Source organism: Enterocloster bolteae, assembly GCF_002234575.2.
Lineage (GTDB): Bacteria > Bacillota > Clostridia > Lachnospirales > Lachnospiraceae > Enterocloster > Enterocloster bolteae.
In genome coordinates, this window is record NZ_CP022464.2 from 6,025,330 (window position 1) to 6,041,311 (window position 15,982).

The 15,982-nt window shown below is 47.0% G+C and carries 12 protein-coding genes and 3 tRNA genes; 5 read left to right on the plus strand and 10 right to left on the minus strand.

The annotated features are described in order from the left end of the window. Positions 1 to 8: 8 nt before the first annotated feature. A complete protein-coding gene (locus CGC65_RS27980) occupies positions 9 to 1,517 on the minus strand; it encodes an MBOAT family O-acyltransferase (protein WP_002566880.1) in 1,509 nt (502 codons plus the stop codon). Between the two features lie 440 nt (positions 1,518 to 1,957). Between CGC65_RS27980 and rpoN the strand changes: the two genes are divergently transcribed. The 3 genes from rpoN (at position 1,958) to CGC65_RS28000 (ending at position 3,757) form a co-directional block, all read left to right on the plus strand. Further along, entirely contained in the window at positions 1,958 to 3,343 is a 1,386-nt protein-coding gene (gene rpoN, locus CGC65_RS27990) for an RNA polymerase factor sigma-54 (protein WP_002566881.1), read from the plus strand. 243 nt (positions 3,344 to 3,586) lie between these two features. Next, positions 3,587 to 3,659: transfer RNA gene (locus CGC65_RS27995), tRNA-Phe, on the plus strand. Positions 3,660 to 3,686: 27 nt separating this feature from the next. Beyond that, positions 3,687 to 3,757 (plus strand) — tRNA-Gly (locus tag CGC65_RS28000). A gap of 126 nt (positions 3,758 to 3,883) precedes the next feature. Here the strand turns inward: CGC65_RS28000 and CGC65_RS28005 are convergent. From CGC65_RS28005 to CGC65_RS28035, 8 genes are all read right to left on the minus strand, one after another. Further along, the gene (locus CGC65_RS28005) at positions 3,884 to 4,531 is read right to left on the minus strand and encodes a class II aldolase/adducin family protein (RefSeq protein WP_002566882.1); all 648 of its coding nucleotides are present in this window, start codon (positions 4,529 to 4,531) and stop codon (positions 3,884 to 3,886) included. A 104-nt stretch (positions 4,532 to 4,635) separates the two neighbouring features. Then, positions 4,636 to 5,724, minus strand: a complete 1,089-nt coding sequence (locus CGC65_RS28010; RefSeq protein ID WP_002566883.1) for a sugar ABC transporter substrate-binding protein — start codon at positions 5,722 to 5,724, stop codon at positions 4,636 to 4,638. 47 nt (positions 5,725 to 5,771) lie between these two features. Then, positions 5,772 to 5,912 carry a hypothetical protein gene (locus CGC65_RS31975; RefSeq protein ID WP_007036689.1) on the minus strand — a complete coding sequence of 47 codons (141 nt, stop codon included), beginning with the start codon at positions 5,910 to 5,912 and terminating at the stop codon, positions 5,772 to 5,774. Positions 5,913 to 5,954: 42 nt separating this feature from the next. Then, entirely contained in the window at positions 5,955 to 6,737 is a 783-nt protein-coding gene (locus CGC65_RS28015) for an ABC transporter permease (protein WP_002566884.1), read from the minus strand. Positions 6,738 to 6,739: 2 nt separating this feature from the next. Further along, the gene (locus CGC65_RS28020) at positions 6,740 to 8,230 is read right to left on the minus strand and encodes a sugar ABC transporter ATP-binding protein (protein WP_002566885.1); all 1,491 of its coding nucleotides are present in this window, start codon (positions 8,228 to 8,230) and stop codon (positions 6,740 to 6,742) included. 12 nt (positions 8,231 to 8,242) lie between these two features. After that, positions 8,243 to 9,709, minus strand: coding sequence for a rhamnulokinase (locus CGC65_RS28025; protein WP_002566886.1), 1,467 nt, complete (start codon positions 9,707 to 9,709; stop codon positions 8,243 to 8,245). 19 nt (positions 9,710 to 9,728) lie between these two features. Further along, positions 9,729 to 10,637 (minus strand): glycyl-radical enzyme activating protein, encoded by a 909-nt coding sequence (locus CGC65_RS28030; protein ID WP_002566887.1) that lies wholly within the window; start codon positions 10,635 to 10,637, stop codon positions 9,729 to 9,731. A 59-nt stretch (positions 10,638 to 10,696) separates the two neighbouring features. After that, positions 10,697 to 13,108, minus strand: a complete 2,412-nt coding sequence (locus CGC65_RS28035; protein ID WP_002566888.1) for a glycyl radical protein — start codon at positions 13,106 to 13,108, stop codon at positions 10,697 to 10,699. A gap of 311 nt (positions 13,109 to 13,419) precedes the next feature. Between CGC65_RS28035 and CGC65_RS28040 the strand changes: the two genes are divergently transcribed. Together CGC65_RS28040 and CGC65_RS28045 are read left to right on the plus strand one after the other, a co-directional pair. After that, on the plus strand, positions 13,420 to 14,448 hold the full coding sequence (locus CGC65_RS28040; protein ID WP_002566889.1) for a LacI family DNA-binding transcriptional regulator: 1,029 nt from the start codon (positions 13,420 to 13,422) through the stop codon (positions 14,446 to 14,448). Between the two features lie 195 nt (positions 14,449 to 14,643). Then, positions 14,644 to 14,715, plus strand: a tRNA-Gly gene (locus tag CGC65_RS28045). A 79-nt stretch (positions 14,716 to 14,794) separates the two neighbouring features. On the opposite strand, the gene CGC65_RS28050 is transcribed toward CGC65_RS28045, so the two are convergent. Continuing rightward, the gene (locus CGC65_RS28050; protein WP_007036692.1) at positions 14,795 to 15,970 is read right to left on the minus strand and encodes a tyrosine-type recombinase/integrase; all 1,176 of its coding nucleotides are present in this window, start codon (positions 15,968 to 15,970) and stop codon (positions 14,795 to 14,797) included. Positions 15,971 to 15,982 lie beyond the last annotated feature (12 nt).

Here is a 15,982-nt window from a genome sequence, read left to right on the forward strand (position 1 = left end):
CCTCCTCTCTAAAACCGGAAATAGATAAACGGATTATAAGTGCTGCCCACAGCCATCACAATCGAGTATGCAAACAGCAGTATAAGTCCCAGGCTTTCAGACAGGTAAATGCTTCTGCCGTCCTGCATATGTTTCTTAAAACAGGGAACCAGGGCCTGAAACGGACCGCACAGCACAATCCCTATCACCATATAGACTATGGTCTTATGGCTCATATACATGGCCGTATCATAAATCCCCGGGCGCAGAAGAAACATCTGCTTAAGCAGCATAAGTCCCCGGGTCAACGAATCCGCCCGGAACATGGTCCATCCCACCACGGTAACAAAAAACATATAAATATAACTGACCGCCGCTGGCAGACACTCCAGCCGCCGCTTTAAAAACAGCCGTTCCGCCACCTGCAGGCAGCCGTAATACATTCCCCACGCAATAAAGGACAGGCCCGCGCCATGCCAGAATCCGGTACAGATAAATACGATCATCAGATTACGGCAGGTAACAAATGTCCCCTTCCTGCTTCCGCCAAGAGGAATGTAAAGGTAGTCCTTGAACCAGCTGGAGAGAGATATATGCCATCTGCGCCAGAACTCTCCCACGGACCTGGCCAGATATGGATAATTAAAGTTCTCCGTCAGCTCAAAGCCCAGCATTTTACCAAGGCCCACCGCCATATCGGAATAACCGGAAAAATCAAAATAAATCTGCAGTGTATACAGGATTCCCACATACCATCCCAAACCTCCGCTAATCTGGTCCATGGGATTGGCCAGAACCTTGTCCACCACGCTTCCGAACTGGTTGGCAAGTATAACCTTTTTTCCCAGTCCGTAGATAAAGCGCCTTGCTCCGCATGCAAACAGTTCCGGCGTCACATGGCGGTTTCTGATGCGCGCACCCATACTCTGATAGCGCTCGATGGGTCCCTGTATCATCTTAGGAAAAAAGGACATGTAAAGTCCCAGGTTCAGCAGGTTCCTCTCGGCCCCTGTGGTCCCCCGGTACACATCCGCCACATACGATATCATCTGAAATGTGTAAAATGAGATGCCCACCGGCAGCAGCAGGTTCTTTGGCTCCGCCACAGTGCCCCCCGTCAGCTTATTGACCAGGCCGGTCAGGAAATCAAAGTATTTAAAATACCCTAAAAAACCCAGGTTCACCGCCACCAGCAGCACAAGGAGCAGCTTATCCGGGGTAAAGAGAGTGTGCTTGCCGGCACCGGAAGCCGTCTGGCTGTCTGTACTGACGGCAGTCCCTGCCGTAACCCCTGCCGCTCCAGCAGCTTCCCCAGCCGCCGGCCTGCTGCCCCGCACAGCCTCTATGCCCAAAGCACCTGCATAATTCACAGCCAGGGACAAAAGGAGAAGCCATATATACTCCTGCTCTCCCCATGCATAGAAAATAAAACTCATTGCCAGCAGAAAGAAGTTGCTTAGCCGGATGGGCAGCAACAGATTTACGACCAGCACAAAGGGCAGGAACAGCCATAAAAATATCATGGAACTAAATAACATGAAATATTTTCCTTCCTGAATTCATTCTTCCGTCCGCAGGGTGCCTGAAAATGCATTACAGGACGCCGGCATCTGCCTGATCCCAGCCATTTCCCCGCGGTCTGGACCATGGCGATATTATAACATGCCTCCACAGGATTTTAAAGGCTGATTTGCGGAGCCAGCTGCACGGGTGCACTTAGCTTCTGATTACACGCAGAAGCTTTCTTTCCGCCTCTTTAAATGTCCAAGTGCATCATTGTACCAAAAGGCCATCTGTGTTATAATTATTTCATTAAAATTTTCCAGGGCAGACCGGAAACATGTTTCTGCCTCATACTGCCCGGCGCAATCATCACCTCTCCGGAGCCTGTTTGAAACCGCCTGCCCGCCATCTGGCGGAACACAATTTTTAAACACGCTCTGATGCATTATGAGATATCACGAAAGAAGGAAGTGTTATGGACCTAAAATTACAGGTAAAGCAAACCCAGACTTTGTCACAGCGGATGATTCAGTCAGCTGAGATTCTTCAGATGACCTCCCAGGAGCTGAATACTTATATCAATGAACTGGCATTGGAAAACCCGGTAATCGACATTGTGGAGCCCCCCACTGCTGAAGAGCAGCGCGAGTCCATTGAACAGCAGGAATGGCTTAATTCTTTCAATGAGGAGAATTACTATCTGTACCAGCGCCAGAATAATGATGATGACTACGACTTTAAATCCAGCTGGAACATTAACACGGACGACGGCGAGACTCTTCAGGACTATCTGTGGTCCCAGCTCATCACGGAAAACTTCACGGACCAGGAAACGGAAATCATCAAGTTCATGCTGGAATGTCTTGACAACAAGGGCTACCTGGAAGAGAGCACAGAGACAATTGCCTCCTACTTTGGGACCGATACTGAGATAGTGGAAGATCTCCTGTCTGATCTCCAGGCCCTGGACCCATCCGGCGTCTGCGCACGTACACTGGAGGAATGCCTGAAACTGCAGCTGGAACGCAGGGACATACTGACCCCGGTACTGGAATCCATCATCGACAACTGCCTGGAAATGGTTGCCAAAAACCAGATTCCGGCCATTGCCAGGAAGCTGCGCCTCTCTCCCACTGAAACTGCGGGTTACTGTCAGATTATTAAATCCCTGAATCCCAAACCGGGTGTATCCTTCAGCAGCAGGGACCAGCTCCGCTACATCATCCCGGATGTGACCATTGTAAAGTTCAAGGACCATTTTGACATCCTGCTGAATGAATCCATGTATCCCACCATTGAGCTTAACAGCTACTACCGCCAGATGAACCAGAATCCTGAATCCTCTGAACTCAAGGAGTATCTGGGCAATAAAATCCGGCAGGCCGAGTGGGTCAAACAGTGTGTAACCCAGCGCGGAAAGACGCTGATGCAGGTATCTCGGGCCATTCTTGAACACCAGGAGGAGTTCTTCACCTTCGGACCTGCCCACCTGAATCCCTTAAGGCTGGCAGATATCGCCCAGGAACTGGACATCCACGAATCCACAGTCAGCAGAGCTGTCAGCAAGAAATACCTTCAGTGCTCCTGGGGTGTATACCCCATGAACTTTTTCTTCTCGCGCAGTGTGGCTGTCCAGGAAAGCAGCAGCAGCGAAAGCGGTACCCAGTCCGTGACTGCCGCAGACATCAAGCGTGTGCTTCGGGAAATCATAGAGGAAGAAAACAAAAAGAAGCCTTACAGCGACCGCCTTCTGGGTGAAAAGCTGGCAGAACGCGGCATATCCATCTCCCGCCGGACCGTTGCCAAATACAGGGAAGAGGAAGGCATTGCGGATGCCAGCGGGCGTAAGGAGTATGTGTAACAGGATATTCTTAAAGACATGGCATACTGTCCATGTCTTTTTGTTTACTCAAATACGCAGGAATGAAGGCGGATTTTTATATCTGTGGGTATGACAAAAACAAATTACGGCGAATTAAGGTTATTTTACTCAAATTTCATCTTGACAATATTGGAGAAATCTTGTAAAATTGTTGATGTCGCTGATGGAACAGAGCTTGTAAGGATAATTACTGATGATTCCTGATTGTTCCCATAGACAAATGCCCAGATAGCTCAGTTGGTAGAGCAGAGGACTGAAAATCCTCGTGTCGTTGGTTCGATTCCGACTTTGGGCACTGACCACATAGCGAAGCGGTCATTACGCAGGTGTAGTTCAATGGTAGAACACTAGCCTTCCAAGCTAGATACGTGGGTTCGATTCCCATCACCTGCTCTGTAAAATGAGAAAAAGCCTTGAAGAGGCTTTTTTTGTTTTGTTCACCTTATATCCACGGCAAAACAAAAGGCAGCAGCGCAATACACTGCTGCCTTTTATGTTCTGATTCTCTCTTATAACCCGCTATTTCCCCTGGCCATAATGATTTTTGGCAAAATCCTTCATCACCGCTACATTTTCAGGTGATATCCCTGCCGGTTTTCCGCCCGTGGCTTCAATCATGTAAAGAATTCTGGCTGTTGCTTCCAGGACTGTTGCTACCTTAAACGCTGCGTCCATATTCTCACCCACACAGACTGCTCCGTGGGAATGCAGAAGGCAGGAGTTGGCTTCCTTTCCCAACGCCTTTTCACATTGGTCTGCCAGTTCTTCAGAACCAGGCAGTGCATACTGTGTACATTTACAGGTATCTCCCATGGCCTGGGCCGCCTCATCTATTATCAGGGGAATATCCTTTCCCTGCGTAGCGTATACCATGGAATACATAGGATGGGTATGGATGACTGCGTTTACCTCTTCTCTGTTTCTGTATATAGCCAGGTGCAGCCCTGTCTCAATAGTTGGTTTTCTGTGACCCTCCACGATTGTTCCATCCAGCCTGCAGACCACTACATCGTCTTCCACAATGGTACTGTATTTCATGGCGCTGGGCGTTAAGTATACCAGTCCGGTCTCAGGATCGCGGATACTGATATTTCCCCACGTTTCTACAGTAAGACCTGAATTCTCCAGCTTTTTACCGCTCTCTACAATGCATTTTTTAAAGTCCATTTCTGCCTCTCATTCTGCTGCCGGCAGGCAGCCCTTATTTTTTATGGCCTGAAGTATGTTTGATTCCCATATGAAAAATCCGTCTCAAAACTCCAGCCCTGTTCCTACTCAAAAGTCTTTAGGTAATCCTTGAACTCTCCTACATTGTCCTTTGTAATAACTTCCGTTCCGGTGTCAATATAGGATTCCGCCTCACCGCCGTCAAATATTTTCAGCATATTGTCCACGCCCAATTTTCCCATTTCAGCCGGATACTGTGCCACAGTTGCCAGAAACTCTCCGTTTTCCACCAGGTTCAGGGCTTCGCTTACCGCATCAAATCCGATAATCTGAATCTGTTCCTGCATATTGGCTTCCTTGATGGCTCTTAAGGCTCCGATACCCATATTGTCGTTGCAGCAGAAGAAAAGTTCAACATCCGGATTAGCGCTTATGATGTTCTGGGCAGCTGTATATCCCTGGTCCACTTCCCAGTTTGCCGTCTGTTCAGCCACAACAGTTACCGTGTCCCCGGCGCCTTCTATGAATCCATTGTAACGGTCCGCTGCATTGGTCTGTCCTTCAATCCCTTTGAGTATGGCTGTCTTTGTTCCCTTCTCAAAGTTTTTCGCCACATATTCGCCTGCCAGTTTGGCGCCTTCATAATTGTTGGTTCCGTAAAACGGAATATCCAGGCCTACATTGGCAAGGCTCTCATCCGTCAGCTTTGTATCCAGATTGATGATAGGAATGCCTGCTTCCTTACATTTTGTAAGGGCGGATTCCAAACCGTCGGAAGAACTGGGAACCAGCAGGATTCCGTCCACCTTGTTGGCAATCATATTCTCAATAATGCCAAGCTGCGCATCAGCGCTGGCATGCTGGTCTCCGGCCTGGACCTCAATCTTGACCCCCTTTGCCTCTGCTTCTACTTTAGCGCCGTTAGCCAGGGTAATATGGTATTCGTTGTTTAAAGTCATCCCCACAAATCCAATGGTCTTATCTCCATAGTTACCCGATGCCGCTTCTGCGCTGCTTTCTTCGTCCTTCCCGCTTTCCCCAGTTGCATCCGCGGTCTGGGCATCTGTCTGCTGTTCCTTGGCCGTCTCCGGCACAGTCTCCTTCGGGGTACTTCCGCATCCGCTAAGTGCCGCCGCCGACATAACCGTGCTCATTGCCAATGCCATCACTGCTGCCGTCATGTTTCGCTTCATAATCAATTTCCTCCTTTATTTGCAAATACTTAATGTATTTAGCTTTCCTACTCACTCTGGCGTTCTTTCTTCTTATCCGCAAACACCGCGGCTATAATGACGATGCCTGTGACAATGGTCTGGTAATAGGTGGCAACATTCATGATCTGGAGTCCGCAGGTCAGAGTACTGAGAATAATGGCTCCCACCAGTGTATTTCCGATCTTCCCCTTTCCGCCTGATAAAGAGATTCATCCGATAACCGCGGAAGCGATGGCATTCATCTCATAACCAGATCCGGCATTCGGGTCTGCATATGTAAGGCGTGACAAAAGCATGATGCCTCCAATGGCTGCAAATATGCCGCTTAAAACATATACCATAAGCACGGTTCGGTTTACATTGATTCCTGAAAGCCTGGCGGCGCAGATATTGCCGCCTGCGGCATAGACGTGCCTGCCGAACTTTGTATATGCCATGACAAAAATAATCACTGCGTAGAACACAAATACATATATGACGGAGACAGGAACCGTCCCCAGCACCTTTGAAGCCATCAGACTGCCCAGCCCCTTAGGGAAGCTGGATATGGGCTGTCCTCCGTTAATCAGAAGCGCCAATCCCCTGGCGATCTGCATGGCTCCCAGCGTCACAATGAAGGGCGGTACCTTTCCGTAGCTGACCAGACAGCCATTGACCAGGCCAAAGGCAGCGCCGGCCGCGATACACAAAATCCCCATGGCAATCAAGGGCATACCAGCCTTCAGAATCAGTCCTCCAAATATACCCACAAATCCCACAATAGACCCAACGCTCAAATCAATACCGCCTGTGACAATGACAAGGGAGGCGCCGATTGCAATGATGGAAATAATGCTGGCCTGGGTTATGATATTGAACATGTTATTAAGGGTCAGAAAATTCTTTCCCATCATGCTGCAGATTACAGCAAATACAATAAAAATAACAACCAGTCCCAGATATAAAGTCAAGGCCGGCAGTTTTGCCTTAACACCCTCTTTGTAGCTCTCCATACCTATAATCCTCCCTGCATCGCATATTTTAATATGGTTTCCTGCGTCAAATCCGGACTGTTGTCCAATATAGCCTCCAGGACGCCTTCCCTCATAACCGCAACCCGGTCGCACATCTTAAGTACTTCCACAAGATCGGAGGATATCATTATGATAGAGGCCCCCTGATTGACCAGGTCATACATAATATTGTATATTTCGTCACGCGCCCCTACATCAATTCCCCTTGTGGGTTCGTCAAATATATATACATCCGCATTGGAATACAGCCACTTTGCAATAACCACCTTCTGCTGGTTTCCTCCGGACAGGTTCTTGGCTTCCGTAAGATGTGTATGGGTTTTAATCCGCAGGCTTTTGATGTAATCCTTTGCGCGATCCGCCATCTCCTTTTTGCGGATAAACGGTTTGGCAAGCTGTTTTAAGTTAGGCAACGCTATATTATCCATGACAGAGTGCATGAGCACAAGTCCCTCGTCCTTCCTGTCCTCGCTCAGATAGACGATTCCCTTTTCAATATTCCTGGACAGGCTGTTGGACAATGTTTCACCCTTATACGTAACAGTTCCCCCATCTTTTCTGTAAGCGCCTATCATGCATTTTGCCACTTCTGTCCTGCCCGCTCCCACTAATCCGGCAAATCCCAGTATTTCGCCCTTGTGCAGCTCAAATGATATGTCCTTTAAAAACTCCTTGTATCTCAGCTTCTCAACCTTTAATACAACCTGATTCATGTCAACTGCTTCATTGGCAATCTTTTCAAAGCTGACTGTGCGTCCCACCATCATCTTTGTCAGCTGGTCCTCTGTGGTTTCGGATAATTTTACGGTTCCTATATACTCACCGTCACGCATGACCGTGCACCTGTCTCCAATCTCGAACAACTCGCTCATGCGGTGGGAAATGTATACAATTCCGATTTTTTCTTTTTGAAGTTCACGGATAATTCCAAAAAGCATGTTTGTCTCTTTATCCGTAATGGCCGCTGTGGGTTCATCCAGAACCAGGACCTTTACATGATTGGATATGGCCTTGGCTATCTCAACCAGCTGTTTCTGGGCCACACTCAGCTCACGGACCAGTGTCTTGGGACTTACCTCCAGACCGACCCGCTTCATGTACCCCTCTGCCTCTTTTATGGCACGCTTATGGTCCACAAGAAGCCCCTGGCCGTATTCCTTTCCAATGAATATATTTTCATATACAGGCAAATCCGGTACAAGATTAAATTCCTGGTAAATCACGCTGATACCGGCGTCCAAAGCCTCCTTCGGCGTCATAGGCGCCAGCTCCCTGCCGTCAAGCTGTATGTCCCCGCCTTCCCGTCCGTATGCACCGGACAGAATTTTAATTAACGTGGATTTACCCGCTCCATTTTCTCCCAAAAGAACGTGAACCTCACCGGGAAGCACCTCAAGCTGCGCATTTTTCAGTACAGGAACACCAAAAAAACTTTTGTTAATCCCGCACATCCTCAATATACATCCGTCCATGGACAGGCCCCCTTACCCTTCTAGTTTTTGATACCGTTTCAATGCCTCGCCGGAATCTTTGCCACAGCAATAAGCCGCACTCTCAATGCCTGTTCCCAATAGGCGCCTGATTTCCCCCACTGTCATCTCAGGCTTAAAGTACTTAAGCTGTGCGCCCAGATTTCCCAGGGACGTACTCTCCTTGCCCCCTGTCACTACCTTCTTGCCTGTTGCATCTGCTGTCATCTGACACAGCCTCACATTCCGCGAGCCGCCGCCTACCATATAGACAGTGTCTTTTTTCTTTCCGCTGATTTCCTCCAGACCCTGTATCACCGAGGCAAAGCTCAGCGCCATGGAGTTTTGAAAGCTGCATATGATTGTACCCCAGTCTTTTTCTCCGGAAGCCTGACCGGTCTTAACAAGATAATTCCATATCTCATCAGACATATGTACGGGATTGAAAAATCTGGAATCGTTGACAGGAAACAGCGGAGCCGCCCCCTCATGGCAGTCTCCAAGGCTGTTAAGCTCCTCCCAGCCTATGGCCCCATGTTCCCCTTCATATTCCTCCTTAATGCGTTGGATAATGAACATACCCGCACTGTTCCGCAGCAGGGTGATATTATCAAATGCCCCTATCTCGTTGGTCAGGCATCTTTTTCTCACCTCTTCGTTCACGATTGGTTCCTCTAACTCCATGCCGATAAGCGCCCAGGTCCCTGTGCTGACAAACAAAAATTCTTCCTCCTCTGCCGGAATGGCCAGGACCGCGGCAGCCGTATCATGGGACGGCACACAAATAACCGGTACATCATACGATATGCCCAGAATTTCCTTTACATTGGAGTGAAGCGTGCCAATGGCAGTACCGTGTCTCCCAATAGGCGCAAACAGGCCGGATGGTATTTCCATTGTTTTCAATGCTTCTTCACTGAGTTCCCTTTTTCTGGCATCCATCAGCTGGGTCGTTGACAATTCGCTGGGCTCATTCACCATACAGCCTGTAAAGAGATAGTTTAAGATATCCGGAATCATGAGAAGCTTATGTCCATGGGAAAACATGGACTGCATTTTTTCCATCATTCCCTTAATCATATTAACCGAATTAATTTTATCGCAAAGGATACCCGTCTGCCTGAACAGATATGTTCTCTGCTCATCTGACATCTGTTCCAGAACCTCTGCCCCTATGCTGTTCCTGTATGACAATGGATTCTGAATCATAAGTCCCTGATTGTCAAACAGCGCAAAATCCACGCCCCATGTACAGATCCCGATTGAATGGATGGTTCCGGCCCGCTTTACCGCCTCTTTCAATCCCTCTAACAGTTTTTGGTAAATCATCAGTATATCCCAGTAAAAATACTGATGTACCCTGACCATGTAATTTGGTATCTGGGAAATGACCTCCGTGGTTATCTGTTCTCCGTCATACACCCCCAGAATAACCCTGCATGATGAATTACCGCAGTCAAACGCTACCATATTCCGCTTCATCAACACCCCTGCCCCTCTCTTATTGAATTTTTATTTTCAGACCGTATTTTTCTGCCCGCTGTACCAGGAATAACAAGTCTGCTTTCTTAAGGGACGGCATATTCCCCATCTCATATGCACGTCCTAACCCCTGATACTTCGGCAGCCCCAGCCTGTGATAGGGTAGAAATACAATCTCAGAGATATGATCCAAACTCTTTATGTACTCAAAAAAACCATTGATGGACGCCTCATCATCATTGCATCCCGGAATATAAGGATATCTGACCGACAGTTCCCCGCTGTAATGACCGCACAGCCATTCCAGATTGCTGAGTATCAAGGTATTGTCCACGCCCGTAAGCTCCTTATGCTTATCAGGATCGATCTGTTTGAAGTCATAATATATAGAGTCAACATGCCCGTTTATGTCTTCCAATGCCTTTTGGGGGACATGCCCGCATGTTTCAACCAGGGTATTATAACCTCTCCGGTGCATCTGCTCTCCGACAGCTCCTATGATTTCACTGTAATACAGCGGTTCTCCTCCGCTGAACGTAACGCCGCCGCCGGACATCCCATAATATTGACGGTCCTTCAGTATCTCAGTCAGAAGCTCTTCCTCGTTGTATTTTCTCCCCATCATCTCCCTGGCGTCCGCATAACACTCCCTGATGCACACACCGCATTGCCTGCACTTGCTCTGGTCCGTAATAAAGCCATAACCTTCCATGTAGCTTATGGCTTTTTCCGGACACAGAACGCTGCATCTTGCACAGTTGATGCAGACATTTGTCTTAACCAGAACCTCGGTCCCCGCTCTCTGGGATTCGGGGTTTGCACACCATCTGCAACGCAGGGAACAGCCCTTTAAAAATATAACGGTGCGGATACCGCGGCCATCCTCTGTTGCGAACCGTTCTATATTAAATACATTGCAAACCCCCATGTCTGTGATTCCCCCTGTTCGTCATCCGCCGGCTCATACACCGCATTGCGGTACTTTAGCTATAATTCCAGCTCCGCCCTGTTTATTACATCCATCTGGCACTCCGGGGACAGCGATGTAAACAGTGCACTATAACCCGAAACTCTGACCATCAAATCCTTATATTCATCCGGATGCTCCATTGCCTTCTTGAACACCTTGTTATCCACCACATTAAACTGGATCTGCTGTCCGTAGTTTTCAAACAGCACCTTAATCATGGCAATTACCTTCTCTTTATTCTCATCCGTATCCAGCGCTCCTTTGGACAGGCGCATGTTGAATATCGCCCCTTTCTGGAACCATATGCTGGGCAGTTTCATGACTGAATTGCAGGCGGCCGTGGCGCCTTTTTTCTCCGAGCCATTGGCAGGGGAAATTCCATTATTCACCGGCTGTCCGGCCTTGCGTCCGTCCGGCGTGGCTCCAATGCTCTTCCCAAAAGCAATGTTACCTGTCACAGGACTCTGGCTGTAGGAGTAACAGCAGGGCACCGGCCCTTTTCCATACTTGGAACTTCTGTATTTATACCTGTAGCTGGAGCCAATATAGTCCTCCAGTTCAACTACCCACTTGTCAGCTCTCTCGTCATCATTTCCAAACTTAGGTGCCTTGTTTAACAGTATGGCCCTGATTTCCGGTCCGGCAGGCACTGTCTCCATATCCTCATAATTGGTGCTCATGGCATGAAGCACCTGCTCCATGGTCAGAAGCTTCTGATTAAATACAATTTCGTCCAATGCTGCCAGGGAATCCCCTGCGCTGATGGTACCCGCAGTAGGCCCGCCGTCTGCTGAGTACACGGAACCGCCCTCTACAAGGTCCATGGCCCTCTCTATACAGTCATATACCAGGGATGAACGGAATGCGTTGATGTCCTGCTGTATATGAATTTCATCATTGATATGTTCCGTTTCCACCTGCAGTCCCATAAAATAATCCAGGGTCTGTTTATATAATTCCATCAGCTCCCTTACACTGCCGCAGTCCTCTGCACGTTTCTCCAAATCCACAAAATGGTATCCGGTCTTAGGATCCGTGCCGCCGTGGAGAGTGATTTCAAGTACCTTTTCCACATTCAGCCATGGGCCTTTGGCCGCAAAATCCCATTTTCCAGGAATGGATGCCTCGATACATCCGTCCGGAACCCAGTCCACCCGGTCTTCCTCGGCAATTCCCATATTCTTAAGCGTCCTGATAAATGCCTTATCATTGTAAAATGCCGGCTGCCCGCCCTGATGCCTTTGCGCAGCCTTTAACGCCTTCATCATGAACCCATCACTGGTTCCCTCGAACCACTTAATGGATACGGACGGGGTAAAGAGTCTGACATTTTCACATGCTTCCACACACAGATGGGAAACTTCATTGGTTGCATCCTTCCCATCCACTGTCTGGCCCGCAATGGCAAGATTAATGAACATCTGGTATCCCAGGAAAAATTCTGTATCCGGCCAGCTCCTGAGCTTATTAAGTTCATTGCATTTGATGAAGAAGCACTCGACTATCTCCAGGGCCTCTTCTCTTGTGATTCTGCCTTCCTCCAAATCCCTCTTATAATAAGGATTCACATACTGGTCAAAACGCCCCAGTGAGATAGCATGCCCATTGGATTCCAGATGGACTGCCAGCAGAATCATGTAGATGGACTGAACCGCCTCATGGAAGGTCCTGGCCGGATTCAGCGGAACATTCCTGCATATGTCCTCCAGCTTAAGAAGTTCCCTTCTGCGTGTCTCATCCTTTTCCTGCTCTGCCTGCTCTTTGCAGCAGTCAGCAATACGGCCCGAAAACATCACCACGGCCTGATTGCCCTGAAGGGCCGCTTCAAGAAACCATCTTTTTCGTGTATTGCCCGGTTCTCTGGGGTCCAGCCTCTTAAGCTTATTCTCTATCCGTCTCATGACATCGGATAAGCCTTTATCTACCACGCCTTTATAATCTACAATTACATTGCCCAGGCCCGCTGCAGACACCCATGTATCATCTATCACATTGGCATCCCAGGCCTGGTTGATTTTCTCGGGAAGGGTCTTTCTCAGATTTTCATATAAGGACTTTCCCTTCCAGTAATCCACACATTCTAATATTTTGTCTTTATCTTCCTGGGTATAGTAAAATTTATCACCCGGTCTTTTATCCGGGAAAAAAGGTGTACCATTTAACTCCGCTTCCAGCCAGTCTGTGGAGTACTCCGGATAGATCGGGGAGGCTTTAGGCCACTGTGCCTGGTTTCCCACAATCAGCTCATCTGCATTCACATAGACCGTCATACGGCTCAGCACATCATAAAATGCCTGGGACCGCCTCAAAGCATTTGGTTTTCCCTCTGTCTCCTTCATGGACTCCGTAAAATAGATACACCGCTCCGGACAAATACGCGGGTCTGTATCAAATAACCGTTTTCTCAACCTTTCCGTTCTTGTATTCATGTTCCACCCCTCACATTCACTTCGTGTATGTAACTTGTTACATTTTCAATATAGCACTTTATCTCATTCTTGTCAATAATATATTTGTGCATTTTTCATATTAATTCATTGTTTTTTCTCTTTTTTAGCGATTTTTCCTTGTCCATCCATGCTGCACACTACAATCGTTTGATGCGCAAAGTAAAACTGTTACATTTTTACGTATTTACATTTAATTTTATTTAAACTATAATATGATATGGTCGGATGAAACTTATTTTTTCTTTTCATGAAACAAGTTTCACCCTTTCAGGACCAGGAGGAGAAATCGTATGAACAAGGAAGGGCGTCCGGAAAATAGCGGATACATCGGAATCAGGGATATTGCCAAACTGGCGGGAGTCTCTACTGCAACTGTATCCCGGGTTATCAATAATCCAGAAATGACATCTGAAAAGGTCAGAAAGAAAGTACAAAAAGTAATTGAGGAATATAACTATATCCCAAACCAGCCTGTCAAGAAAATCTTTTCCAAGACAAGCAATACCATTGCCGTGTTTATATATGACATGGAGAACCCTTTTTTCATCAGCCTGATTAAAGAACTGAACCAGATATGTCTGGAACACAACTATATGCTCCTTATTTGTGATACAGGAAGCAGCCCGGAGCTTGAAAAGAAGTATCTTTACTTCTGCCTGGCTAACCGATGTGCCGGCATCATCCTGACAGAGGGTGTTGATTCCGATATCTTCGAAGCCTGCAAGATTCATATTCCAATTGCATTCCTGGACCGAAAAACCCACGGCAAGTTCTCCAGCGTACGTTCTAATAACAGACAGATGATGCAGCCAATTGTGGACTACCTCTACAACCTTGGGCACAGAAAAATTGCCTTTGTCGGCTGTAAAACACCCATGGATTCTGTTATTTCCAGACAGAATGGCTACATAGAAACAATGACAGGAAAGGGACTCCCCATTATCCAGGAATATATTTACGACAAAAATCCCCAGCTGACTCTTCAGGCCGGAAGCCAGGCTCTTAATTACTTCCTCTCCCTTCCAGCCGCCCCTACGGCAATCATCTGCTGTAACGACATCATTGCCTTAGGAGCTTTGAACGCCGCATATTCCCTGGGATTAAAGATTCCCGCAGACATGTCCATTGTGGGATTTGATAATGTGATCAGCAATCTCCATCAGCCCCAGATAACCACTGTCCAGCAGAATCTGCGTGAAATATCCCTTGAATTGTTTGAGCTGGTGGTCAACCCGCCGGAAAATCCTGTATCCAAAATCATTGAAGCCTCCTTCATAGAAGGAGCCACCTGCAGCAGGATCGAAACAGCCCAGAAATAAAAACTTATGCCGGGAAACCATCCGAAAAAGCAAAGGCTGTACAATGTGCTTTTCCGGATGGTTTGGGGAAATATCTCAAAAATATTTCAGAAACATTTTAAACCAACAAATTTAATCCAACAGATAAAAAACCTCTTGATTTATCAGAGAAAATATGATAGACTATACCACGTCAAAGTAATAACATATTTTCATGCGCGAGTGGCTCAGGGGTGGAGCACCACCTTGCCAAGGTGGGGGCCGCGGGTTCGAATCCCGTCTCGCGCTTTCTTGACATGAGGGAATCCTGATTTTATCAGGGTTTTTTCTATTGCCGTATATCAAATTTGAATACACTTGAATACAATTAGAGTGCTTTTGACATTAAAGCATAGGTTTCTTTCTCGGATAATGGATTGTAAATATAGCCCAAAGTAGTACTTAAGTTTGAATGTCCCAGCATTTCACGGATAGAATCAAGAGGAACATTCCCAGCACTTAAGCGACTTGCAACAGTTTTCCGTATCTTATGGGACCTCTTAACAGGTATCCCTATCTTCTTACAAGCTTTCTCAAGAACATAGTTTATCTGCCTTGAAGTAATACGGGAACCATCACGCATGAAGATAAAATCATCATCAGAGGAACCAGGAGCCATCTTAAGGCGGATATCATTCAAAATACGGATTGCACCCGGCATAAGCGGGATAATACGGTCAGTGTGTGTTTTAGTATGTTCAACAACGGTATAAACATCTTTCCATTTATCACCATCATGCACGGATTCCTTTATTTCCTCACGGCAAACATGCAGATGCTGAATGTCAAGGAAATCACACCATTTCAAAGCAACAAGTTCCCCCACACGGCAACCGACAAAGAAGTTGAACCTTACAGCAAGGATAGCCATATCATGGGTGCGTGCAAATTCCGCATTCAGATACCTAATGAGGGTATCTAACTCATCCGTAAGGAAAGTTTCTGTTTTTCCTGTCTTTTTATTTACCTGCCGGAACTTGACAGTTATCTTAACATCACGCATGATATCATCCTGTATATAATGCTTTTCACTTGCATAATAGAACATGCCCGAAAGAATCGTTTTAATATTTTGCCATTCCCTAGAAGATAGATTGTTAGTTTTCACTAACTGATTGCATTCTTTTTGAAGTTCCAGACGGTCATAAGAAGCGACCTTTTTAGATTTAAGATGGGCAAAATATTTGTTCCAATGCTGCTCATGCCTACGGATTGTTTTCAGGCTATCAGTGACGGCCTCCTTATAAACAAGCCATTCCTGAAAAAGCTTATCCATGGTCATGGATGAAGTACCATTATGGACAAAATAGAAGTCATAAAGCTTTTCAAACAGACCGTCTTTATCAGCGGAACAAATCAACCGCCTTGAATCACCATCCTTTACATAAGTCTGACAACGGCGTCTTTTCCCGGCAAGCTCAGTAATGGCATAAGGATGGACTTCCAAGACCATCTCCATTTTATATTTACGCATATTCTTTAATGCCCTGCCATTTAATACCATACCAGAAAAACA